Source organism: Nocardia sp. GP40, from assembly GCF_050434125.1.
GTDB classification, from domain to species: domain Bacteria; phylum Actinomycetota; class Actinomycetes; order Mycobacteriales; family Mycobacteriaceae; genus Nocardia; species Nocardia albiluteola.
In genome coordinates this window covers 77,084-99,047 of the sequence record NZ_JBNPVW010000003.1, presented here as the reverse complement: position 1 = coordinate 99,047, position 21,964 = coordinate 77,084, and the positions used below count along the sequence as shown (strand labels likewise).

Annotated in this window: 18 protein-coding genes and 2 pseudogenes; 13 read left to right on the top strand and 7 right to left on the bottom strand. The window is 68.8% G+C overall.

The annotated features are described in order from the left end of the window. Positions 1-97: 97 nt before the first annotated feature. Positions 98-781, top strand: a complete 684-nt coding sequence (locus ABH933_RS09570; RefSeq protein ID WP_429416032.1) for an HAD family hydrolase — start codon at positions 98-100, stop codon at positions 779-781. A gap of 3 nt (positions 782-784) precedes the next feature. Here ABH933_RS09570 and ABH933_RS09565 read toward each other — a convergent pair whose 3' ends face one another. Next, a complete protein-coding gene (locus ABH933_RS09565) occupies positions 785-1,489 on the bottom strand; it encodes a haloacid dehalogenase type II (RefSeq protein ID WP_429416029.1) in 705 nt (234 codons plus the stop codon). 23 nt (positions 1,490-1,512) lie between these two features. Next, positions 1,513-3,183, bottom strand: a complete 1,671-nt coding sequence (locus tag ABH933_RS09560; RefSeq protein WP_429416026.1) for an FAD-binding dehydrogenase — start codon at positions 3,181-3,183, stop codon at positions 1,513-1,515. 142 nt (positions 3,184-3,325) lie between these two features. On the opposite strand from ABH933_RS09560, the gene ABH933_RS09555 reads away from it, so the two are divergent. Both ABH933_RS09555 and ABH933_RS09550 read left to right on the top strand, forming a co-directional pair. Continuing rightward, positions 3,326-4,555 (top strand): winged helix-turn-helix domain-containing protein, encoded by a 1,230-nt coding sequence (locus ABH933_RS09555; RefSeq protein WP_429416021.1) that lies wholly within the window; start codon positions 3,326-3,328, stop codon positions 4,553-4,555. A gap of 202 nt (positions 4,556-4,757) precedes the next feature. Then, complete coding sequence (locus tag ABH933_RS09550) at positions 4,758-6,707, top strand: CocE/NonD family hydrolase (RefSeq protein WP_429416018.1); 1,950 nt, start codon at positions 4,758-4,760, stop codon at positions 6,705-6,707. 89 nt (positions 6,708-6,796) lie between these two features. Here the strand turns inward: ABH933_RS09550 and ABH933_RS09545 are convergent, their stop codons facing one another. From ABH933_RS09545 to ABH933_RS09535, 3 genes are read right to left on the bottom strand one after another with little or no spacing between them, the layout of a single operon-like run. Then, positions 6,797-7,438 (bottom strand): YbhB/YbcL family Raf kinase inhibitor-like protein, encoded by a 642-nt coding sequence (locus tag ABH933_RS09545; protein ID WP_429416015.1) that lies wholly within the window; start codon positions 7,436-7,438, stop codon positions 6,797-6,799. Then, positions 7,351-7,791, bottom strand: a complete 441-nt coding sequence (locus ABH933_RS09540) for a PaaI family thioesterase (RefSeq protein ID WP_429416012.1) — start codon at positions 7,789-7,791, stop codon at positions 7,351-7,353. The genes ABH933_RS09545 and ABH933_RS09540 overlap by 88 nt, the downstream gene beginning before the upstream one ends. A 42-nt stretch (positions 7,792-7,833) precedes the next feature. Then, on the bottom strand, positions 7,834-8,853 hold the full coding sequence (locus ABH933_RS09535; RefSeq protein ID WP_429416009.1) for a bile acid:sodium symporter family protein: 1,020 nt from the start codon (positions 8,851-8,853) through the stop codon (positions 7,834-7,836). 77 nt (positions 8,854-8,930) lie between these two features. Between ABH933_RS09535 and ABH933_RS09530 the strand changes: the two genes are divergently transcribed. The 9 genes and pseudogenes from ABH933_RS09530 to tpiA all read left to right on the top strand — a co-directional run bounded on the left by ABH933_RS09530 (position 8,931) and on the right by tpiA (position 18,597). Then, on the top strand, positions 8,931-9,800 hold the full coding sequence (locus ABH933_RS09530; protein WP_429416006.1) for a LysR substrate-binding domain-containing protein: 870 nt from the start codon (positions 8,931-8,933) through the stop codon (positions 9,798-9,800). Positions 9,801-9,844: 44 nt separating this feature from the next. Continuing rightward, positions 9,845-10,723, top strand: a pseudogene (gene uvrC / locus ABH933_RS09525) (excinuclease ABC subunit UvrC); the annotation flags it as partial. A gap of 303 nt (positions 10,724-11,026) precedes the next feature. After that, positions 11,027-12,085: pseudogene (uvrC, locus tag ABH933_RS09520) on the top strand (excinuclease ABC subunit UvrC); the annotation flags it as partial. A 129-nt stretch (positions 12,086-12,214) separates the two neighbouring features. Then, positions 12,215-13,141, top strand: coding sequence for an RNase adapter RapZ (rapZ, locus tag ABH933_RS09515; protein WP_429416003.1), 927 nt, complete (start codon positions 12,215-12,217; stop codon positions 13,139-13,141). Beyond that, a complete protein-coding gene (locus ABH933_RS09510) occupies positions 13,138-14,184 on the top strand; it encodes a gluconeogenesis factor YvcK family protein (RefSeq protein ID WP_215924027.1) in 1,047 nt (348 codons plus the stop codon). Before rapZ ends, ABH933_RS09510 begins: the two co-directional genes overlap by 4 nt. Next, entirely contained in the window at positions 14,181-15,158 is a 978-nt protein-coding gene (whiA, locus tag ABH933_RS09505) for a DNA-binding protein WhiA (protein WP_215924045.1), read from the top strand. Before ABH933_RS09510 ends, whiA begins: the two co-directional genes overlap by 4 nt. A gap of 413 nt (positions 15,159-15,571) precedes the next feature. Then, positions 15,572-16,591, top strand: a complete 1,020-nt coding sequence (gene gap / locus ABH933_RS09500; protein WP_429415999.1) for a type I glyceraldehyde-3-phosphate dehydrogenase — start codon at positions 15,572-15,574, stop codon at positions 16,589-16,591. Between the two features lie 5 nt (positions 16,592-16,596). Then, positions 16,597-17,808 carry a phosphoglycerate kinase gene (locus ABH933_RS09495; protein ID WP_429415996.1) on the top strand — a complete coding sequence of 404 codons (1,212 nt, stop codon included), beginning with the start codon at positions 16,597-16,599 and terminating at the stop codon, positions 17,806-17,808. Between the two features lie 3 nt (positions 17,809-17,811). Next, positions 17,812-18,597 (top strand): triose-phosphate isomerase, encoded by a 786-nt coding sequence (tpiA, locus tag ABH933_RS09490; protein WP_429415993.1) that lies wholly within the window; start codon positions 17,812-17,814, stop codon positions 18,595-18,597. Positions 18,598-18,675: 78 nt separating this feature from the next. Here tpiA and ABH933_RS09485 read toward each other — a convergent pair whose 3' ends face one another. Together ABH933_RS09485 and ABH933_RS09480 are read right to left on the bottom strand one after the other, a co-directional pair. Further along, positions 18,676-19,680 (bottom strand): glycoside hydrolase family 3 N-terminal domain-containing protein, encoded by a 1,005-nt coding sequence (locus ABH933_RS09485; RefSeq protein ID WP_429415990.1) that lies wholly within the window; start codon positions 19,678-19,680, stop codon positions 18,676-18,678. 5 nt (positions 19,681-19,685) lie between these two features. Then, positions 19,686-20,498, bottom strand: a complete 813-nt coding sequence (locus tag ABH933_RS09480) for an SAM-dependent methyltransferase (protein WP_429415987.1) — start codon at positions 20,496-20,498, stop codon at positions 19,686-19,688. Positions 20,499-20,573: 75 nt separating this feature from the next. On the opposite strand from ABH933_RS09480, the gene ABH933_RS09475 reads away from it, so the two are divergent. Beyond that, positions 20,574-21,785 (top strand): cytochrome P450, encoded by a 1,212-nt coding sequence (locus ABH933_RS09475; protein ID WP_429415984.1) that lies wholly within the window; start codon positions 20,574-20,576, stop codon positions 21,783-21,785. Positions 21,786-21,964: the final 179 nt, after the last annotated feature.

Here is a 21,964-nt window from a genome sequence, read left to right as displayed (position 1 = left end):
GCGCCCACGGTAGCAAACTCCTCAGACAAGCTGATAGGTGATCTGAGTCATGGGACGACTTTGCGGGGCCGGGATTGCGGGCGGATAGGCTGTCCGGGTGAGCTTCCAAGCGGTACTTTTCGATTTCTCCGGTACGTTGTTCCGGCTCGAGGCCGACGAGAGCTGGGCCGCGGACCTCGTCCACGCCGACGGGCGGCCGTTCGACGCGGCCGAATCGGCCGAGGTGCTGCACCGCATGACCGTGCCGGTGCATCAGGCCGCGACCTTCGATGCCCATCACCAGGATGCCTGGGAGCGGCGCGATCTGGATCCGGCCAGGCACCGGGAGGTGTACGCCGAGGTGCTGCGCCAGAGCGGCGTGGATCCCGCCCCGGCCGGGCGGCTGTACCGGCGCATGGTGGATCCGCGGGAATGGGTGCCCTATCCCGATACGGGCAAGGTGCTCGAGGCCTTGTCGGGCAACGGGATTCAGGTTGCCGTGGTCAGCAACATTCCCTTCGATATCCGCCCGGCCTTCGTCGCGCACGGCTGGGATCGGTACATCGACGAGTACGCCCTGTCCTTCGAGCTGGGCGTGGTCAAGCCCGATCCGCCGATCTTCGAATGGGCCCTGGACCGGCTGAGCGTGCCGGCCGAGCGGGCCTTGATGGTCGGCGACAGCATCGAAAACGACGGCGCGGCAACGGCACTGGGGTGCGCGTTCGCCCATGTCGACCCGGCGCCGACGGTCGAGCGCCGCACCGGGCTGCTCGATGCGCTCGCGGCCTACGAGCTGCCCTGAGCCTCAGCAGCCGAGCCGATCGGCCAGGTCCAGGAAATCTCGTGCGTTGATATCGAATTCGTCGCAGAACTCGGCATCGGCCAGTGCGGGATCGCCGAATTCCAGTGGCCTGGCGATGAATGCGGTCCGAAAGCCGAGCTCGGCGGCGGCGCGGATATCGTACTTGTGGCTGGCCACCATCATGATTCGCGACGGCTCCAGGCCCAGATAGCCAGCGGCCATGCGATAGGCGCGGGGATCGGGCTTGAAGGCGCCGGCCATCTCGGCGGCGAATACGGCGTGCCACGGGAAGTCGCAGTGCCGCGTGATGCTCACCACCGCATCGACATCGGCGTTGGACAGGGTGGCGAGCGTGTAACCGGCGCGTAACCGGGTCAGGCCGGGCACCGCATCGGGCCAGGGGTCCAGGAATTTCCACTGCGAGGCGAGTTCGTGCCGCGCGGCCGGATCGAGATCCAGCCGCCGCCGGTCCAGCAGGTCGTCCAGGGCGGCGCGGTAGACCGAGGCGACGCTGATCCAGGTGTCGGAGGCGTTGTTCGCCCGAGTGCGGTCGAAATATGCCGCGCGCCAGTCGTTCACGAATCCCGGCCAGTCCCGCTCCGGGTATCGCGCACCCAGGATGCGCGTGCATGCGCGGGTGATCGTGGCGTGGAAATCCGTTGCGGTGCCTTGGACATCGAACAGGAGCGCCTGCGGCCGGTCGATCATGGGGCGATGGTACTGCGCCGGGCTTACCGCGCGGCCCGCGCCAGGGCGCGTCCGGCCGCCCGCCCGGAGAAGATGCAGCCGCCGAGGAAGGTCCCCTCGAGCGCGTTGTAGCCATGCACGCCGCCACCGCCGAATCCGGCCACCTCACCGGCCGCGTAGAGCCCGGTGATCGGCTCGCCCTCCGGGCCGATCACCTGCGAGTCCAGGTTCGTCTGGATGCCGCCCAGAGTCTTTCGGGTGAGGATGTTGAGCCGGACGCCGATGAGCGGGCCGTGTGCCGGGTCGAGGATGCGGTGCGGGGAGGCCACGCGTGCGATCTTGTCGCCGAGTGCGCGCCGGGCGTTGCCGATGGCCATGAGCTGCGCGTCCTTGCTGAACTTGTTGGCCACCTCGCGGTCGCGGGCGACGATCTGGCGCTCGATCTCGGCGAGCTCGAGCTCGGGGCCGCGGGCGAGCTTATTCATGCCCGCGATCAACTCCGGCAGGGTGCTCGCGGTCACGAAGTCCACGCCGTGCTTCAGGAAGGCGCCGACCGGCCCCGACGGGCCCTTGGCGACCCGGCTCCGCAGCGTGAACTTCAAGTCCTTGCCGGTGATGTCGGGGTTCTGCTCGGAGCCCGAGAGCATGAACTCCTTCTCGACGATCGTCTGATTCAGCACGAACCACGAGTAGTCGTAGCCGGTGGCCAGGATCGCCCGCATCGAGGCGTTGGTGTCGAATCCGGGGAAATTCGGTGCGGCCAGCCGCTTTCCGTTCGCGTCGAACCACATCGAGGACGGGCCGGGAATGATCCGGATGGCATGGTCGGGCCAGATCGGATCCCAGTTGTGCAGGCCTTCGGTGTAGTGCCACATGCGATCCCGGTTCACGATGCGCCCGCCCGCGGACTCGGTGATCCCGAGCATGCGCCCGTCCACGTGGGCCGGGACGCCCGAAATCATCGTCTGCGGGCAGGGACCCATGCGCTCGGTCGGCCAGTTCTTGCGGATCAGCTCGTGGTTGTGACCGATGCCTCCGGAGGAGACCAACACCGCCGGAGCGCGGAATTCGAAGTCGCCCACCACTTCTCGCGACGACGCCTTGCCGCGGTCGAGATCGGTGGGCTCGAGGACGCTGCCCCGGGCGCCGACCACCGCACCGTCCTGCACGATCAGTTCGTCGACCCGGTGCCGGAAGGCGAATTCGACCAGGCCGCGCTGCTCCGCCGCGAGCACGGGCTCGAGAAACACGCGCACGACCTCCGGTCCGGTGCCCCAGGTGAGGTGGAAGCGGGGGACCGAATTGCCGTGCCCGTCGGCGGCCGAACCGCCGCGCTCGGCCCAGCCGACCAGCGGCGTCACCCGGAGGCCGAGATCGTGGAGGTACTGCCGCTTCTGGGTGGCGGCGAACTCCACGTAGGCGCGCGCCCACCGGCGGCCCCACAGGTCCTGGTCCTCGCGATCGAATCCGGCCGAGCCCTGCCAGTCCTGCCAGGCCAGCTCGAAGGAGTCCTTGATGCCCATGCGGCGCTGCTCGGGACTGTCGACGAAGAACAGTCCGCCCAGCGACCAGAAGGCCTGCCCGCCGAGGTTGTTGCGATTCTCCTGGTCCAGGACCAGCACCCGGTGACCGGCGCGGGTGAGCTCGTAGGTGGCGACCAGTCCCGCCAGTCCCGCTCCGACGACGATCGCATCCGGCTGCTGTGACGGTGCCATGAGAACTCCTCCGCGACGGTGGGCGCTGACGCTGTCCGAATTTCGATACACGAATGTATCGGATGGCGTTCAACGTATCAGATCCGACGGCGGTGAACCAGGACCCGGCGAACTTGTCGGTACCACATGGCAGGGTGCTGTCGTGCGCACCATGACAGCAGCCGCGGCCCGCCGGACGGCCCTCGCCGCGCAGGGGTTCGGGGCCCCGCGTTCGGGGGCGGCGCCCACCCGTCGCGCGATCGGGCGGGTGTGGGAGAAAACGCAGCTGCTACAACTGGATTCGGTGTCGGCCGTGGTGCGGGCGCACTACGCGCCGGTGTTCAGCCGGATCGGCGCCTATGATCGCGAGCTGCTCGACGAGGCGGCATGGAGTCACAGCGCCCGCCGCCCGCGCCGTCTGGTGGAGTATTGGGCGCACGAGGCCGCGGTCGTTCCGGTCGAGGACTGGCCGCTGTTTCGATGGCGGATGGCGCAGTACCGCAACGGCCGCTGGGGCGGTGCCCGGGCGGTGCTCGAGCGGAATCCCGCACTGCCCAAGGATGTGCTCGAGGTGATCGGCGAATTCGGCCCCTGCACCGCCGCGCAGGTCGAGCGGCATCTCGAGCTGGACCGCCCACGCAACAAGGATCATTGGGGCTGGAACTACAGCGACACCAAGGTGATATGCGAGCAGCTGTTCGCCATCGGCGAGTTGTCGGTGGACAGGCGGGTCGGCTTCCAGCGGCACTACGACCTGACCGAGCGGGTGCTGCCCCCGCAGGTGCTCGCGCGCCAGGTCTCCGAGCCCGACGCCGTGCGCGAGCTGGTCCGCCGGTCGGCCACCGCCCTGGGCATCGCCACCGAACCGGATCTGCGCGACTACTACCGCCTGCACCGCCGGCAGACCGAGCCCGCGATCGCCGACCTGCTCGACGCGGGCGAGCTCGAGCCGGTGCAGGTCGACGGCTGGGACAGGCCCGCATATCTGAGCGCCGGGGCGCGCACCCCGCGGCGGATCACCGGTGCCGCGCTGCTGTGCCCGTTCGATCCGCTGATCTTCTTCCGGTCGCGCACCGAGCGGATCTTCGACTTCCACTACCGCATCGAGATCTACACCCCCGAACACAAACGGGTGCACGGCTATTACGTGTTCGCCTTCCTGCTCGACGGCGAACTGGTGGCGCGCGTGGATCTGCGCGCCGAGCGGCCCGCGGGGCGGCTGCTGGTTCCCGGTGCGTTCGCCGAGCCCGGCTGGGACAGCGCGTACATCGCGGCCGAACTCGCACGGTCGTTGCGCGAGCTGGCCGATTGGCTCGAACTGGATGCGGTGGAGATCGGCGAGCGCGGCGATCTCGCGGGCGCACTACGCAACGCGGTGCGGGGCGGACGATGAGTCCGCGCCACGTGGCCGCCGGACGGTTCGGAATCGGATGGTCGACCGGGCGACGGCGCGGTGATCGGGTCGAGCTCGCCGGCCGCCGCGCGCGTGCCGGGCGGATGGGCGGCGAGGACTGCGCGGTGTGCCGATGATCCGCGGCTGTCCTGAACTTCCGAATGTGATCATGTCGCCGATGGCCCGGTGTTACCGTCGAGTGATGTCGTGGAATCGCCAGCGGCGCAATCGGATTGTCCGGGCGGGTGCGATTGTTGCCGCCGCGATACTGGTTCTGAGTGGGTGCGGGGGATCGGCGAGTGGTCCGTCCGCGTCGGGGCCCGCGGCGCCGGGGGCGTGGCCGCCCGCCCAGGGGCGCGGTAGTTGCGGGGTGTCCAAGCAGGAGAACGTCCCGGCAACCATGCGCGACGGCGTGGTGTTGAAGGCCGATGTGTATCGGCCCCAGACGTCGGATCCCGTGCCGGTGATCCTGATGCGCACCCAGTACGGCAAATCGGCGGCGCAAATCCAGCCCTATCGATTCCAGACCCCGGACTGGTTCGCCTCGCACTGCTATCTCGTTGTGGTGCAGGATATCCGGGGGCAGGGCGCCTCGGGCGGTATGTTCACCGAATTCGCCAACGACCAGAACGACGGCTACGACTCGGTGGAATGGGCCGCGAAGCTGCCTGGATCGAACGGCAAGGTCGGCATGTACGGCTCCTCGTATGTGGGTGCCACGCAATGGCTTTCGGCGGTCACGGCGCCGCCGCACCTGGTCACCATCGTGCCGTCGAACACCGCCTCGGACTACTACGACGGCTGGACCTACGAGGGCGGCGAATTCCGGCTGGCCTTCGTCGAGCCGTGGGCGATGGGCACGATCGGGGCGACCGCGGCGGTCAACCGCGGCGACACCGCGACGGCCAAGCAGTTGGAGGCCGATGCGGCGCAGTACACCCGCTGGATGGGATTCCGCCCGTACCAGCAGTTCCCGCCCTTCCACCCGGGCGATCCGGCCGTGGCGCCCTGGTTCTACGACTGGATCGACCATCCCACCCGCGACGACTACTGGAAGCAGTGGAGCATTCGCGACAAGTACGCGAACGTGAAGGTTCCGGTCCTGGACTTCGAGGGCTGGTACGACGCGTTCCTGGCGGGCGGCACCGAGAATTTCAGCGGCATGGTGCAGCACGGCGGCACTCCCGAGGCTCGCGATGGTCAGCGCATCGTGATCGGCCCGTGGGACCACGTCGGCTGGGGTCGCCCGGGCGCCGACGTGTCCGCACCGATGCTCGACAACATCGCCGATCCGAACGGCAGCAGCCCGGTCAACGATCTGATGCTCGCCTGGTACGACCACTTCCTGAAGGGGCGGGACAACAAGGTCGCCGGACACCCGACGGTCGACTACTTCCTGATGGGCGCGAACAAGTGGAAGACGGCCACGGCCTGGCCGCTACCGAACACCCGCTGGACCACGTACTACCTGTCCGGTAACGGTGGCAACGGCGAGATCGGACGCGCCGGCGCCCTCACCGCGGCGCCGCCGAAGGATCCGCAGCAGCCGGACGTCTACGACTACAACCCGCTGGATCCGGTGCCCAGCGCCGGCGGCCATTCCTGCTGCGGCGCATCGCAGGGCCCGCAGGGCCCCTACGATCAGTATGTCGTCGAACAGCGCTCCGACGTGCTCACCTACACCACCGCGCCGATGCCTTCGGACACCGAACTCACCGGCCCCATCGAGGTGAAGCTGTGGGCCTCCTCCACCGCGCCCGACACCGATTTCACGGCGAAACTGGTCGCCGTCGCCCCCGACGGCTCCACGATGAATCTCAACGACGGCATCATCCGCACCCCCTTCCGTGACTCGCTGGAAAGCCCGGCCCCCACCGTCCCCGGCCAGCCCTACCAGTACACGATCAAGATCTGGCCCACGAGCTACCTGGTCAAGGCGGGATCGCGGATCCGCCTGGAGATCTCCAGCAGCGACTACCCCCAGTTCGCACCCAACCCCAACACCGGCCAGCCCTTCGGTCAGAGCGCCGACACCCAGATCGCGACCCAGACCATCCTGCACGACCCCGCCCACCCGTCCTCGGTGGTGCTGCCGATCATCCCCGCAGGCGGCAGCGAGTCCAGCGAATTCCCCATGGACACAACGAAATAGCAGGTGCTCGGCGAAGGCTCGGCCGGGGATGTTTCGCGCGGTGGCGGCCCGGCCACCAGCCCGTCTCCACGTCACAGGTCCGGCGAGTGCTATGGGACCTCGTAGGTGCCGTCGAGGCGGGCCCGGGCGGTGACGTGGCCGGTCATGGCGTGAAGCACGTCGGCGAGGGTGAAGGCGGCAGGTAGTGCAGGGTTGTGATCGAGGGCGAACAGCTGGAAGACGTAGGAGTGGGGGCCGTGCGAGGCCGGGGGTTTGGGCCCGGCCCAGCAGCGGCGTCCGAGGGGACCCTTGCCGTGCGAGAGGCCCGGGATCGGGCCGGGGTGGATGAGGGCGTTCTCCGGAATGCCTTGGAGCGCAGGATCTATGCCGAGTGTGAGCGCATGGGTGGCCGGTGTATCGAAGGGGACGTCGGGGTCCTGGACGATGAGCACGAGCTCGGCGGTGCCGGTCGGTGGCGGCGTCCACACGAGGGCGGGGGAGACGTTGGGGCCGAAGATGCGGCCGCGATGCCGTTCGGGGATGGGTGCGCCGTGGTCGAAGGCGGGGCTGGTGAGGGCAAAGGATTCGGGCGCCTGCAGGTCGGGGCGGGCCCAGGCGAGGGTGTGGTGTCCGGCGCGCCGGTCGCACAGCGCGCGGCCGCCGATCAGGTGGGGGAGACCGCCATGAGTGTGGCCTGCATGAGGGCGATCGGGCGCGACAGGTCGGCATCGGAGACGACCTCGGCGGTGCACACGGTGAGATTCCTTCCGGATCGCACCACGGTTGCCGTCGCCCGGAAATCCTGTCCCACAGCGGGACTCATGAGGTTGACCTTGAATTCCACGGTGAGGACGTCTCGATCGGGCGGCTGCAGGGACAGCGCGGCATAGCCGCAGGCCGAATCGGCGACCGTGGTGATGGCGCCCGCATGGACGAATCCGTTCTGCTGGCAGATGTCCCGGCTGAACGGCAGGTGCAGGACGACGCGGCCCGGGGCGAGGCTGCCGATGGTGATTCCCAGCGTCGTCAGCAGGGTCTGGCGGCCGATGCTCTCGCGCAGCCGCGCTTCCTCGGCGGTGCTCAGGGATTCCGTCACGTCCGTCATCTGCAAAGCTCCTCGTGCAGTCCGTCACTGACGATCTTGTGCTCAGGAGGCCTCGGTCGCAACGGGTTCGCTCCCGGCGGCCTCGCGCGCCGCGGCCTCCTCGGCCTGGCGGCCCCAGCGGCCCGACAGCCAGGCGCACACGTAGAGCTGGATCTGGTGGAAGATCATGAGCGGCAGCACGATCAGCCCGACCGCGTGGCCCGCGAACAGCACCGTCGCCATCGGCAGCCCGCTGGCCAGGCTCTTCTTCGAACCGCAGAAGATCATCACGATGCGGTCGCCGCGGTTGAAGTGCAGCATCCTGCCGATCGTGGTCGTCAGCGCCAGCACGAAGGCCAGCACCGCGCTGCACACCACGACGACCGCGATCAGCGACAGCGGTGAGATGCCGCGCCAGATGTGCTCGACCATGCCGTCGCTGAACGCCGTGTACACCACCAGGTAGACCGACCCCCGGTCCACGGTCTTGGTGACGGTGGCGTGCTTCATCAGCGCCTGCATCCGGGTGCGCAGCAGCTGACCGGCCAGGAACGGCAGCAGCACCTGCGCGACGATCGCCACGATGGAACTCATCGACACCGTGGCCTGGCCGGTCGTGTTCATCAGCAGCATCACCAGCAGCGGGGTGACGAACACGCCGATCAGATTGGACAGCGACGCGCTGACCACCGCGCCGGCCACATTGCCCTTGGCGATCGAGGTGAACGCGATCGAGGACTGCACCGTCGAGGGCAGCAGGCACAGGTACAGCACGCCGGTGTAGAGATCGTCGGTGAGCACCGAGGGCACCAGAATGCGCAGCGCCAGCCCGATCAGCGGGAACACCAAGAAGGTGACGGCGAGCACGATCGAGTGCAGCCGCCAGTGCCTGAGCCCGTCGAGCGCCTCGCGCGGCTTCAGCCGGGCGCCGTAGAGCAGGAACAGGATCCCGATCGCGATCTTGGTGGCCCAGTCCAGGACATGGGCGGCCTCGCCCCGCGCGGGCAGCACGGCGGCGATCACGACGCTGGCCAGGATGCCGAGCATGAAGCCGTCGATGCGGAGTTTGGCCAACAATTTCACAGGACAACGATACGATCCCGGTTACTAATCGCAAAAGACGTTGGATTCGATATATTCGAACGCGTATCGTGATCAATATGTTCGATCCGGACCAGCTGCGCACCTTCCTGGCCGTCGAGCGGGCGGGCGGCTTCACGGCCGCGGGGCGCATCCTGGGCCTGCGGCAATCCACCGTGAGCGGCCATATCGCCCGGCTCGAGCAGGCGGCGGGCCGGGAGCTGTTCCGCCGCGACACGCGGAATCTGGCCCTGACCGCCGACGGCGCGGCGATGGTCGGATTCGCCCGCGCCATCCTCGACGCGCAGACGCAGGCCGAACGGTATTTCTCCGACTCGCGGCTGACCGGCCTGATCCGCCTCGGCGCCTCGGACGACGTGATGGGCCGCGAGCTGCCGGACGTGCTGCTGGAATTCCAGCGCAGCCATCCGGGCGTGGACCTCGAGCTGACCGTCGGGTTGAGCGAGAATCTCAAGAACCGCATGGCGGCCGGGGAGCTCGATCTGATGGTCGGCAAGCGGCGGCCGGGGGAGCGGCACGGGGAACTGCTGTGGCGCGACCGGCTGGTGTGGGCGGGGCGTTCGGGCGCAACGGGTTTCACCGATCCGGTGCCGCTGGTGACCTATCCGCCGCCGAGCATGACCCGCCAGGCCGCGCTCGAGGCCCTCGAACTGCATGGCCGCACCTGGCGCATCGCGTGCACCAGCGACAGCCAGCTCGGGTTGCGCGCGGCGGTGCTCGCGGGTCTGGGGGTGATCGTGCACGCCGAAAGCCTGCTTCCCGCCGGGCTTTTCGCCGTCGAGGACGAGCGGCTGCCCGAGGTGGGCGAGCTGGAATTCGTGCTGCTGCGCCGCCGCAGCCGGCTGTCCGAGCCCGAGCGCGCGCTGTGCGAGGCGATCACCGCGGGCGCGCGCCGGGCGCATCAGGGCCGGATGCGGCAGCTGGGGTGAGGACAGCCGGATTTCCTGTCGGTGCTGGTCGTTAGTCTGGTGACGTGGCAGATCCAGCGACGTACCGACCGGCGGCGGGCACCATCCCCGTCGAGCCCGGGGTGTACAAATTCCGGGATTCGTTCGGACAGGTCATCTACGTCGGCAAGGCCAAGAGCCTGCGCAGCCGGTTGAATTCATACTTCGCCGATATCGCCGCCCTGCATCCGCGCACCCGGCAGATGGTCACCACCGCCGCGTCCGTCGAGTGGACCGTGGTGTCCACCGAGGTGGAAGCCCTTCAGCTGGAATACAACTGGATCAAGGAATTCGATCCGCGCTTCAACGTCCGCTATCGCGACGACAAGACCTACCCCATGCTCGCGGTGAGCATGAACGAGGAGTATCCGCGGGTATTCGTCTACCGTGGCGCGCGGAAGAAGGGCGTGCGGTACTTCGGGCCGTACGCGCACGCCTGGGCCATCCGGGAGACGGTCGATCTGCTGCTGCGGGTCTTCCCGATGCGCACCTGTTCCGCGGGAGTGTTCAAGCGGCACGGGCAGATCGGCCGCCCCTGCCTGCTCGGATATATCGACAAGTGCTCCGCGCCGTGCATCGACCGGGTCAGCGCCGCCGAGCACCGCCGCATCGCCGAGGACTTCTGCGACTTCCTGGCGGGCAAGACCGATCGCATGGTCCGCGATCTGGAACGCCGGATGCACGCCGCGGCAGAGGAATTGGACTTCGAGACCGCCGCACGCCTGCGCGACGACGTGCAGGCGCTGCGCCGCGCCCTGGAGAAGCAGGCCGTGGTGCTGGGCACCGGCACCGATGCCGACGTGGTCGCCTTCGCCACCGACGAGCTCGAAGCCGCGGTGCAGATCTTCCACGTGCGTGACGGCCGGGTGCGTGGTCAGCGTGGCTGGGTGGTGGACAAGTCCGGCGACGCGGTCGATCTGGTCGGCTCGGGATCGCCCGAATCGGCGCAGGCCGACGCCCCCGCCGGGAGCACAGCCGATCGCGCCGCGGAGACTTCGGATGCGGAGCGCAATGCCCAGGCCCCGGCGGCGGCGCAGGCCGCAGCCGATGCCTCTATGCCGGATTCCGCTGCCGGGCTGGATTCCGACGCCGGACGGGACTCTGACGGCGGCCCGGATTCCGCCGCCGGACGGGATTCCGGCGCGGGGCCGGATTCCAGCGCGGACCGGGATTCCGAGGCAGCGGTGCCGGAATCCGCCGAGCGCGAACTCGCAGCGCTGGTCGAGCAGTTCCTCATGCAGTTCTACGGCGAGCAGGCCGCGTTCGCCGAGCAGTCCGACGCCGATACCTCGGCGGCCGTGGTGCCGCGGGAGGTGCTGGTTCCCGCCCTGCCCGGTGACGCGGAGCAGGTGCAGGCCTGGCTCACCGACCTGCGCGGCGCGGCCGTGCGCCTGCGGGTGCCGCAGCGTGGGGACAAGAAGGCGCTGATGGAGACCGTGCAGCGCAATGCGGCCGAGGCGCTGGCCCAGCACAAGCTCAAACGCGCGGGCGATCTGACCGCGAGATCGGCTGCGCTGCAAGGCATCCAGGAGGCGCTGGACCTGGACACCGCACCGCTGCGGATCGAATGCGTGGACATCAGCCATGTGCAGGGCACCGATGTGGTGGCCTCGCTGGTGGTGTTCGAAGACGGGCTCGCACGGAAGTCCGAGTACCGGCACTACGCGATCAAGGAGGCCGCCGGCGAGGGCCGCTCCGACGACGTGGGCAGCATCGCCGAGGTGACCCGCCGCCGGTTCCAGCGACTGCGCCGCGACCAGGAGATCGCCGAGGCGGAGGACAATCCGACTCCGGGCATCGACCCGAAGACGGGCAAGCCCCGCAAGTTCTCCTATCCGCCTAATCTGTACGTCGTCGACGGCGGCGCGCCGCAGGTCGCGGCGGCCGCGGAGGTCCTGGACGAGCTGGGCATCACCGACGTCGCGGTCATCGGGTTGGCCAAACGCCTCGAGGAGGTGTGGGTGCCCGGCGAGCCGGACCCGGTGATCATGCCGCGCAACAGCGAGTCGCTTTACCTGTTGCAGCGGGTTCGTGACGAGGCGCATCGCTTCGCGATCACCTTCCATCGCAGCAAGCGCTCCCGCCGGATGACTGCCTCCGCGCTGGACTCCGTGCCCGGCCTGGGAGAGACGCGGCGCACCGCGCTGGTCACGCACTTCGGGTCGGTCGCCCGACTCGAACAGGCTACGGTGGAAGAGATCACGGCCGTCCCGGGGATCGGGGTGGCGACAGCGAAGGCGGTGCTCGCGGCCCTGCGCGGCGAGTGAGCCGGTGCGCCCGCACGAATCCGATGTGGCACGGTTACGTCTCGGTGTCGGCCGCTCTGCGTGTCCGGCACCGAGCAGTCCCGAAGGGCAGGATGATCGCATGACAGTCAGCAACGGATCCGGTAGGACATGACCAGCGTGGAATCGAACGGCAGCGGGGCCGATGCGCTTGCGACCCGGCGCGTCGAGGTGGTCATCGTCACGGGGCTCTCGGGTGCGGGCCGCGGCACGGCCGCCCGGGTGCTCGAGGATCTCGGCTGGTACGTCCTGGACAATCTGCCGCCCGAGATGATCGAGCGGATGATCGAGCTGGGCGTCTCCGCCGATCCGCCGATCCGGCAGCTGGCGCTGGTGATGGATGTGCGAAGCCGCTTCTTCACCGGCAACCTCTCGGCGGTCGCCGATCAGTTGCGGGCCGCGGGAGTGCGCACTCGGATCCTGTTCCTCGAGGCATCCGACGACGTGCTGATTCGCCGCTTCGGATTCGCGCGCCGTCGCCACCCGCTGCAGAGCGAGAGCGCCGACGGCACCCTCTCGGCCGGCATCGCGGCCGAGCGCTCGCGGCTCGACTCGGTGAAAACCGCGGCCGACCTGGTGATCGATACCACCGCGCTGTCGGTGCATCAGCTGCATCGCAAGCTGGAGGAGGCCTACGGCGGCGGCGCGCCGGCCGCGCTGCAGGTCACAATCCAGTCGTTCGGTTTCAAGTACGGAGTTCCACTCGACGCCGATATGGTGTTTGATTTGCGTTTCCTGCCCAACCCACATTGGGTACCGCAATTACGTGAGCACACGGGACAGGACGCGGTGGTCAGCGAGTACGTGCTGTCCCGGCCGGGCGCGCAGGACTATCTGCGGACCTGCCGCCACCTGATAGATCTGACGACCGACGGGTACCGCCAAGAGGGGAAGCGTTACATGACCGTGGCAGTGGGCTGCACGGGCGGTAAGCACCGCAGCGTGGCAGTGGCAGAGGCGCTGGGAGAGGCATTGGGAGAAGCGGGCGACGAGGCCGGTGTCGTTCGCGTGGTGCACCGGGATCTGGGGCGCGAATGAGTGCGGACGGGCAGGGTCCGGCACTGGTCGCCCTGGGCGGCGGGCACGGGCTCTATGCGACGCTGACCGCGGCGCGCCGGCTCACCTCGAATATCGCGGCGGTGGTGACGGTGGCCGACGACGGTGGCTCGTCCGGGCGGCTGCGTGCCGAGCTGGGCATGCTGCCGCCGGGCGATCTGCGGATGGCGCTGGCGGCGCTGGCGCAGGAGACCGACGGGCTGTGGGCCCGTGCGATGCAGCACCGCTTCGGCGGCACGGGCGCCCTGGCCGGGCATTCGGCGGGCAATCTCATCCTGGCCGCGCTGACCGAGGTGATCGGCGATCCGGTGGCCGCGCTGGACGCGGCGGGCGAGATGCTGCACTGCACCGGGCGGGTGCTGCCGATGTCCCCGGCCGCGCTGACCATCGAGGCCGACGTCTCGGGCCTGGAGGCCGATCCCCGGGTGAGCAGGTGCATCCGGGGGCAGGTGGCCGTCGCGACCACGCCGGGCAAGGTGCGCCGGGTGCGCCTGATACCGCAGGATCCGCCCGCTAGCCCGGAGGCGACCTCGGCCATCGAACACGCCGACGTCGTGGTGCTGGGCCCTGGATCGTGGTTCACCAGCGTGATTCCGCACGTGCTGGTGCCGGGTCTGCACGAGGCGCTGGTGCACACCCGTGCCCGAAAAATCCTGGTGCTCAACCTGGCCGCCGAGCCCGGGGAGACGGCCGGATTCTCCGCCGAGCGTCACTTGCATGTATTGTCCCAGCACGCACCGGATTTCGCGGTGGACCACGTGGTGGTGGATTCGGGGTCGGTACCCGAGGGTAGGGAACGCGAACATGTAGCAAGAGCTGCCGAACAGCTGCGTGCGCGAGTAACCTTCGCTGATGTTGCCGAGGCTGGAACGGACCGGCACCACCCCGGAAAGCTAGCCGCCGCACTGGATCAGATGATCCGGCTGCCACGGCCGGAATCAGCAGGACTTCGAGTCGAAGGACGGCACATGGGCCAGGATGTGCGGTCCGCGTTGGGTGGAAAGGAGCGGGTCTCGTGGCGATGACAGCCGAGGTGAAGGACGAGTTGAGCCGTCTGTCCGTCTCGCAGGTCTCATCTCGCAAGGCGGAACTGTCGGCGCTACTCCGGTTCGCGGGCGGTCTGCACATCGTCGGTGGCCGGGTGATCGTCGAGGCCGAGGTGGACATGGGTTCCATCGCGCGCCGCCTCCGCCGGGAGATATTCGAGCTGTACGGCTACGGCTCCGACGTGCATGTGCTGGGCGCCGGCGGGTTGCGCAAGACCTCGCGGTACGTGGTGCGGGTGTCCAAGGAGGGCGAGGCGCTGGCGCGCCAGACCGGCCTGCTGGACGTGCGCGGGCGCCCCGTGCGCGGCCTGCCCGCCCAGGTCGTCGGCGGCAGCATCGCCGATGCCGAGGCGGCGTGGCGCGGGGCCTTCCTCGCGCACGGCTCGCTCACCGAGCCGGGCCGCTCCTCCGCGCTCGAGGTCAGCTGCCCGGGGCCCGAGGCCGCGCTGGCCCTGGTCGGTGCGGCCCGGCGGATGGGTATCTCCGCCAAGGCTCGCGAGGTGCGCGGCACCGACCGCGTGGTGGTTCGCGACGGCGAGGCAATCGGCGCGCTGCTCACCCGGATGGGCGCCCAGGACACGCGGCTGACCTGGGAGGAGCGGCGGATGCGCCGCGAGGTCCGGGCCACGGCCAACCGGCTGGCCAATTTCGACGATGCCAACCTGCGCCGTTCCGCGCGCGCCGCGGTCGCCGCGGCCGCCCGGGTCGAGCGCGCGCTGGAGATCCTGGGCGACGACGTGCCCGATCATCTGGCCGCCGCGGGCAAGCTGCGGGTGGAGCATCGGCAGGCCTCGCTCGAGGAGCTGGGGCAGCTCGCCGATCCGCCGATGACCAAAGACGCTGTCGCGGGCCGCATCCGCCGCCTGCTGTCGATGGCGGACCGGCGGGCCAAGGAGCTGGGTATCCCCGACACCGAATCCGCGGTCACCGCCGAACTGCTCGAGGACGCGTGAGGTCGCGGGCGGTACTTGGCGTCAGCCCCCGCTGACGCGAGCCGCCCGTCCCGATCCGGTCGACCCGGCAATCGCCGCAGCACGAGTGTCCGCGCTGCGGCGATTGCGTGTCCCGGCGACTCGGACGGCGATCGGGAGAATGTGACCGACCGGTATGCGCGGCGTGAATTGCCTTGCGCCACGGCAACTTTGGTGTGGCGTGCGGCGCCCGATTCGGGTAGTTTGTGGCGATAGATCATGTTGTACCCCTGGGGCGACGGGGTTGTGCCCGAGGATCTGCTGGGCGGCGCGCAGGCGGGATGGTACCCAACTGACCTCACCGCGACCAGGGGCCTGTCTGTGACGTAATGACAGGGCATTAGGGTGGACTGGCAACGGAAAATGAATCCGCGGGAAAGCTGAGGAGCGATAACGTGACTGTCCGGGTAGGGATCAACGGCTTCGGCCGCATCGGACGTAACTTCTTCAGGGCGGTCGAGGCGCAGAAGGCGCTCGGCACCACGGACATCGAGATCGTGGCGGTGAACGATCTCACCGACAACGCCACGCTGGCGACCCTGCTCAAGTACGACTCGGTCCTGGGTCGCCTGCCCCAGGATGTCTCGCTCGACGGCGACGACACCATCGTGGTCGGCGATCAGCGCATCAAGGCGCTGGCGATCAAGGAGGGCCCGTCGGCGCTGCCGTGGGGCGACCTGGGCGTGGATGTGGTCGTGGAATCGACCGGCATCTTCACCGATGGCGCCAAGGCGAAGGGCCACCTCGCCGCCGGTGCCAAGAAGGTGATCATCTCCGCGCCCGCCAAGGACGAGGACATCACCATCGTGATGGGCGTCAACGACGACAAGTACGACGGCAGCCAGAACATCATCTCCAATGCCTCGTGCACCACGAACTGCCTGGGCCCGCTGGCCAAGGTCCTCAACGACGAGTTCGGCATCGTCAAGGGCCTGATGACCACGATCCACGCGTACACCCAGGACCAGAACCTCCAGGACGGCCCGCACAAGGATCTGCGTCGTGCGCGCGCCGCCGCGCTGAACATCGTGCCGACCAGCACCGGCGCCGCCAAGGCCATCGGCCTGGTGCTGCCCGAGCTGAACGGCAAGCTGGACGGCTACTCGCTGCGCGTCCCGGTCCCCACCGGCTCGATCACCGACCTGACCGCGGACCTGGCCAAGAAGGCGACGGTCGAGGAGATCAACGCGGCGTTCAAGGCCGCCGCCGAGGGCCCGCTGAAGGGCATCCTGAAGTACAACGTCGACCCGATCGTGTCCAGCGACATCGTCACCGACCCGCACTCGTCGATCTTCGACGCCCCGCTGACCAAGGTCATCGACGATCAGGTGAAGGTCTACTCCTGGTACGACAACGAGTGGGGCTACTCCAACCGCCTCGCCGATCTCATCGGCCTCGTCGGCAAGTCGCTCTAATCGGCATGACGGTTAAGACACTTCAGGATCTCCTGAACGAGGGTGTCGAGGGTCGGGGCGTGCTGGTGCGCTCCGACCTGAACGTCCCCCTGGACAACGGCGTCATCACCGACCCGGGCCGCATCATCGCCTCGGCGCCGACGATCAAGGCGCTGGCCGAGGCCGGCGCCAAGGTGGTCGTGACCGCGCATCTGGGCCGCCCCAAGGGCGAGCCGGATCCGGCGCTGTCGCTGGCGCCGGTCGCCGCCAGGCTCGCCGAGGAGCTGGGCCGCAACGTCCAGCTCGCCGGCGACGTGGTCGGCCAGGACGCGCTGGCACGGTCGGAGGGCCTGACCGACGGCGACGTGATGCTGCTCGAGAACATCCGCTTCGATCCCCGCGAGACCAGCAAGGACGACGCCGAGCGCGCCAAGCTGGCCCGCGCGCTGGTCGAACTGGTCGGCGACGACGGCGCGTTCGTCTCCGACGGCTTCGGCGTGGTGCATCGCAAGCAGGCCTCGGTCTACGACGTGGCCGAGGTGCTGCCGCACTATGCGGGCACCCTGGTCGCGGCCGAGGTCGAGGTGCTGCGCAAGCTCACCACCGACACCGAGCGGCCGTACGCGGTCGTGCTCGGCGGCTCGAAGGTCTCGGACAAGCTGGCCGTCATCGAGGCGCTGGCGCCGAAGGTCGACACGCTGGTCATCGGCGGCGGTATGTGCTTCACCTTCCTTGCCGCGCAGGGCCTTTCGGTGGGCACGTCGCTGCTGCAGCCGGAGATGGTGGCCACCTGCCAGGATCTGCTGGACCGCTTCGCCGACGTGATCCACCTGCCGGTGGACATCGTTGCGGCGTCCGGGTTCTCGGCCGATGCGGATTCGAAGATCGTGCCCGCCAACGAGATTCCGGACGGCTGGATGGGCCTGGATATCGGCCCGAAGTCGGTGCGGCGCTTCGCGGCGCTGCTCACCGAGGCGAAGACGGTGTTCTGGAACGGCCCGATGGGCGTGTTCGAGTTCGAGAACTTCGCCGCGGGTACCCGGGGCGTCGCGGAGGCGATCGTGACCGCGACCGGCAAGGGCGCGTTCACCGTGGTCGGCGGCGGCGATTCGGCCGCGGCGGTCCGCACGCTGGGCCTGCCCGAGGACGGTTTCTCGCACATCTCCACCGGCGGCGGCGCGTCGCTGGAATACCTGGAGGGCAAGGAACTTCCGGGCATCGCGGTACTGGAGGACTGAGCCGTGGCACGTAAACCGCTCATCGCGGGCAACTGGAAGATGAACCTCAATCACCTCGAGGCCATCGCCCTGGTGCAGAAGATCGCGTTCGCGCTGCCGGACAAGTACTTCGACAAGGTCGACGTCACGGTGCTCCCGCCCTTCGTGGACCTGCGCAGCGTGCAGACCCTCATCGAGGGCGATCGGCTGCTGGTCACCTTCGGCGCGCAGGACGTCTCGGTGCACGAGTCGGGTGCGTACACCGGCGAGATCAGCGCCTCGATGCTGGCCAAGCTGGGCTGCACCTTCGTCGTGGTGGGGCATTCGGAGCGGCGGCAGTACCACAACGAGGACGACGCGACCGTGCTGGCCAAGGCCAAGCAGGCGCTGAAGCACGGCCTCACCCCGATCGTCTGCATCGGGGAGGGGCTGGGCGTGCGCGAGGCCGGCGAGCACGTGCCCTACTGCCTCGAGCAGCTGCGCGGATCGCTCAAGGGCCTAACGGCGGAGGAAATCTCGAAGGTCGTCATCGCCTACGAGCCGGTCTGGGCGATCGGCACGGGCCGCGTGGCCACCCCGGCCGACGCGCAGGAGGTGTGCGGCGTCATCCGCGGCGAGCTCATCGAGCTGGCCGGGGCGGAGGTCGCCGCGGGCGTGCGCGTGCTCTACGGCGGTTCGGTGAACGCCAAGAACGTCGGCGAGCTGGTCGCGCAGACCGATATCGACGGCGCCCTGGTCGGCGGTGCGTCCCTCAAGGGCGACGAATTCGCCACGCTGTCGGCGATCGCCGCGGGCGGCCCGCTGCCGTAAGCGGCTGTCCCGCAAGAGAAGTCGGTCCCGGTCGCACTGCGCGACCGGGACCGATCTCGTTGTCCGGCGGCGCGGGCCTCAGCGCGGCGCGACCTGGCGCAGGGCCTGGGTGGCCTCCTTGCCCTGCTCGATGTTCCGCGAGGAGCAGCACAGCAGATCCACACCCGCACGGTCCGCGCTGATGGCCCGATTTCCGGTGGATCCGTACGAGCCGAGGGCTCCGGCCTCGAGGGCATCGCTGATGATCAGCCCCCGGAAACCGAGCCGCTGGCGCAGGTGATTCTGCAGGATGATCGTCGACATGCCCGCCGGGTTGGCCGGATCCAAGGCGGGATACTTTGCCCAGGACGGCATGACCAGGGCGATACCGGCCTGGATGGCCCGCTGATACGGGAACATGTCCACGCTTGTCAGCTCGTTCGCGGGCCGATCGATCGTCACCGGGACCTCATCGGTATTCGCATTCGTCGCCGCCGCGCCCAGACCCGGAAAATGCTTGGCGCACGCCGACACCTTGCTGCCCTGCAGGGTGCTGATGTACGAGCCGGCGCACGTCGCCACCACGGACGGATTGTTCGAGAAGCTGCGCCCGTAGTGGTCCGTGAAGTCCCCGGGAGTGCGGTAGACGTCGACGACCGGCGCGAGGTTGGTGTTCATCCCGGCCGCGGTGAGCACCCGCGCGGCCGTCGCCGCCTGATCGCGGGCCGCGGCCGACACGTCGGCGCTGGCACCGACCTGCTTGGCGGATTGCGCGGGACCACCGGGCAGGCGATTGACCTGACCGCCCTCCTGGTCGACGGTGAGGATCAGCGGAGTCGGGGACGCTTTGCGGAACTCGGCGGCGACCCCGGCGACCTGCTGCACCGACGAAATATTGTCCGCGAAGAAGATCACGCCGCCGATCTGGCCCTTCGATGCGAGCGTCAGCAGTTCCGCCGGCGGTTGAGCGCCCGCGTACGAGTAGATGACGCGTCGTTCCGGGGGCAGTGCGCTCGCGTTCGCGGTGGGCATCGCGAGCGCGGTGACACCGAGTGCGGCGGCGGATGCGGACGTGATGAATCCGCGTCGGGTAATCGTTCGCATTACCGTCATGATATCCGCCCGACCCCGGCGAGCATCGAGACCGCCTCGGGGCGGGGGTGGGCGCGCCAGGTTTCCGGGCGCCAGGTCATCACGGAGGTCACCCCCGGCGGCACCAGTTCCAGTCCGTCGAAGAAGCGGGAGAACTCGGCCGTCGATCGCAGCTGGAAGGGAATTCCGCTGCGCTCGTTGGCCTCTCGGGTCTCGGTCAGATCCTCCTGGGTGAGGTGGTCGTTGGTCGCGTGGGTCATGACGAGGTAGCTGCCCGGAGCCAGCGCGCCCCACAACCGCCGCACCAGCTCGTGGGGACGATCGTCGTCGGTGAAGAAATGCATGATCGCCACCAGCATGAGCGCCACCGGCTTGCTCAGATCCAGGGTGGCCAGCAGGTCGGGATGGGACAGGATCTTCTCGGGGTCGCGGGCGTCGGCGTCGAGGTAGGCGGTGGCGCCCTCGGGGGCGCTGTCCAGGAGGGACCGGGCGTGGATCAGCACGATCGGGTCGTTGTCCACGTAGACGATGCGCGATTCGGGCGCGATGCCCTGCGCGATCTCGTGCACATTGCCCGCCGTGGGCAGTCCCGCGCCGATGTCGAGGAACTGCCGGATGCCGGCCTCCTCGGTCAGATGGGTCACCGCTCGGCGCAGGAACTTGCGGTTCTCCAGGGCCGCGAAGCGGATCGTCGGGAACGCCTCGGCGACCAACTCGGCCGATTCCCGGTCGGCCTCGTAGTTGTTCTCGCCACCCAGCCAGTAGTCGTAGCGACGCGCCGGATGCGGAGTAGTGACATCGATACCGTCCGGTGCGAATTCAGAGTCCACGACGTCCTCTTTCCTGTCGACTACTGTGATCATGTCAGCTCGGCTAGTGAACCGGTACACCCGGAAGGCTTCGTCATGCAGTTGCAGTACAGCCCATACGATTTCGACGTTCACAGTGACCCGTATCCGTACTACGAGCGGCTGCGTGAGCAGGCGCCGGTGTTCCGGAACGAGACGGACGACTTCTGGGCGTTGTCCCGGCACGGCGACGTGCTGGCCGCATTGCGGGATTCCGAGCGGTTCTCCAGCGCGAACGGGATGCGGATGGAGCCGGCGTTCTGGGGGCCGCAGGCGGAGCGGTTCTTCTCCTTCGTCGCGATGGATCCGCCCAAGCACACCCGGCTGCGCGGGCTGGTGATGCGGGCGTTCACCCAGCATCGGGTGCAGTCGCTCGAGCCGCGGCTGCGCGAGATCGCCCGCGGGCTGCTGGAACCGCTGCTCGAGCGGGGCAGCTTCGACCTGATGTCCGAATTCGCCGGGCCGTTTCCGACGGAGGTGATCTCCGAACTCGTGGGCGTGCCGCAGGCCGATCGCGATATGGTTCGCAAGCTCGGCATGGAGATCATGTACACCGAGGACGAGTCGACCGACCTACGGCCCGAGGCCATGCAGGCGGTCGGCGCGCTGGTGGGCTACTACACCGAGCTCACCATCGAGCGGGCACAGCGCCGCGGCGACGATCTGCTGTCAGGGCTGCTGGACGCCGCCGACGGTGACGACCGGCTCACCCCCGAGGAGATCGTCGGCGTGTTGATCCTGCTGGTCGGCGCGGGCATCGAGACCACGATGCTGACGCTGGGCAACGTGTGGCACGCCGCATGGCGGCATCCCGACCAGCGCCGCCTCGCGCTGGGGTCGGGGCCGGCGGACGCGCGCATCGAAGACTGGATCAACGAGGCCATGCGCTGGGACCCCACGGGCCAGACGATGCTGCGCACCACCACCGCCCCGACCGAGCTGCACGGCGTCGAGATTCCCGCCGGCGCACGCATTCTGCTGGTCACCGGTTCGGCCAACCGCGACCCGGAGGTGTTCGCCCGTCCCGAGATGTTCGATCTGGACCGCTCCATCACTCTGAACGGCACCACCGCCGACACCCTGGTCTTCGGCAGCGGCCGCCACCACTGCCTCGGCGCCAACCTGGGCCTGCTCGAGCTGCGCATCGCGCTCCAGGAGATCGTCTCGCGCACAGCCGATTTCGAGGTGAATGAGGCCGGGCTGCGGCGCATCCACTCCTCCAACAATCGCGGGTTCGCCGCACTCCCCACCACTCTCGTTCCGCGCTGAGGAAGTAGCCGACGCCGTCGGGAGCGACATATCGGCGCACAGCCTTCGAATGGAGGCCGAGTGGACCGACGGCGAACCGGCTCTCGGCGTATAAGTGGCGCCTACGACGAACCGATTCGGTCCTTCCTGGGGGCCACATACGACGCTAGCTGAGTGCTTACGTCACGATGAGTTTGGTG

Excerpts from the sequence above, each read along its gene's own strand:
- ABH933_RS09530 (WP_429416006.1), top strand. The coding sequence starts at position 8,931 with ATGTTCGATCCGGACCAGCTGCGCACCTTCCTGGCCGTCGAGCGGGCG.
- ABH933_RS09550 (WP_429416018.1), top strand. The coding sequence starts at position 4,758 with ATGTCGTGGAATCGCCAGCGGCGCAATCGGATTGTCCGGGCGGGTGCG.
- ABH933_RS09475 (WP_429415984.1), top strand. The coding sequence starts at position 20,574 with ATGCAGTTGCAGTACAGCCCATACGATTTCGACGTTCACAGTGACCCG.
- ABH933_RS09510 (WP_215924027.1), top strand. The coding sequence starts at position 13,138 with ATGAGTGCGGACGGGCAGGGTCCGGCACTGGTCGCCCTGGGCGGCGGG.
- ABH933_RS09565 (WP_429416029.1), bottom strand. The coding sequence starts at position 1,489 with ATGATCGACCGGCCGCAGGCGCTCCTGTTCGATGTCCAAGGCACCGCA.
- ABH933_RS09560 (WP_429416026.1), bottom strand. The coding sequence starts at position 3,183 with ATGGCACCGTCACAGCAGCCGGATGCGATCGTCGTCGGAGCGGGACTG.
- ABH933_RS09485 (WP_429415990.1), bottom strand. The coding sequence starts at position 19,680 with ATGCGAACGATTACCCGACGCGGATTCATCACGTCCGCATCCGCCGCC.
- rapZ (WP_429416003.1), top strand. The coding sequence starts at position 12,215 with ATGACCAGCGTGGAATCGAACGGCAGCGGGGCCGATGCGCTTGCGACC.
- ABH933_RS09540 (WP_429416012.1), bottom strand. The coding sequence starts at position 7,791 with ATGACGGACGTGACGGAATCCCTGAGCACCGCCGAGGAAGCGCGGCTG.
- whiA (WP_215924045.1), top strand. The coding sequence starts at position 14,181 with ATGACAGCCGAGGTGAAGGACGAGTTGAGCCGTCTGTCCGTCTCGCAG.
- ABH933_RS09495 (WP_429415996.1), top strand. The coding sequence starts at position 16,597 with ATGACGGTTAAGACACTTCAGGATCTCCTGAACGAGGGTGTCGAGGGT.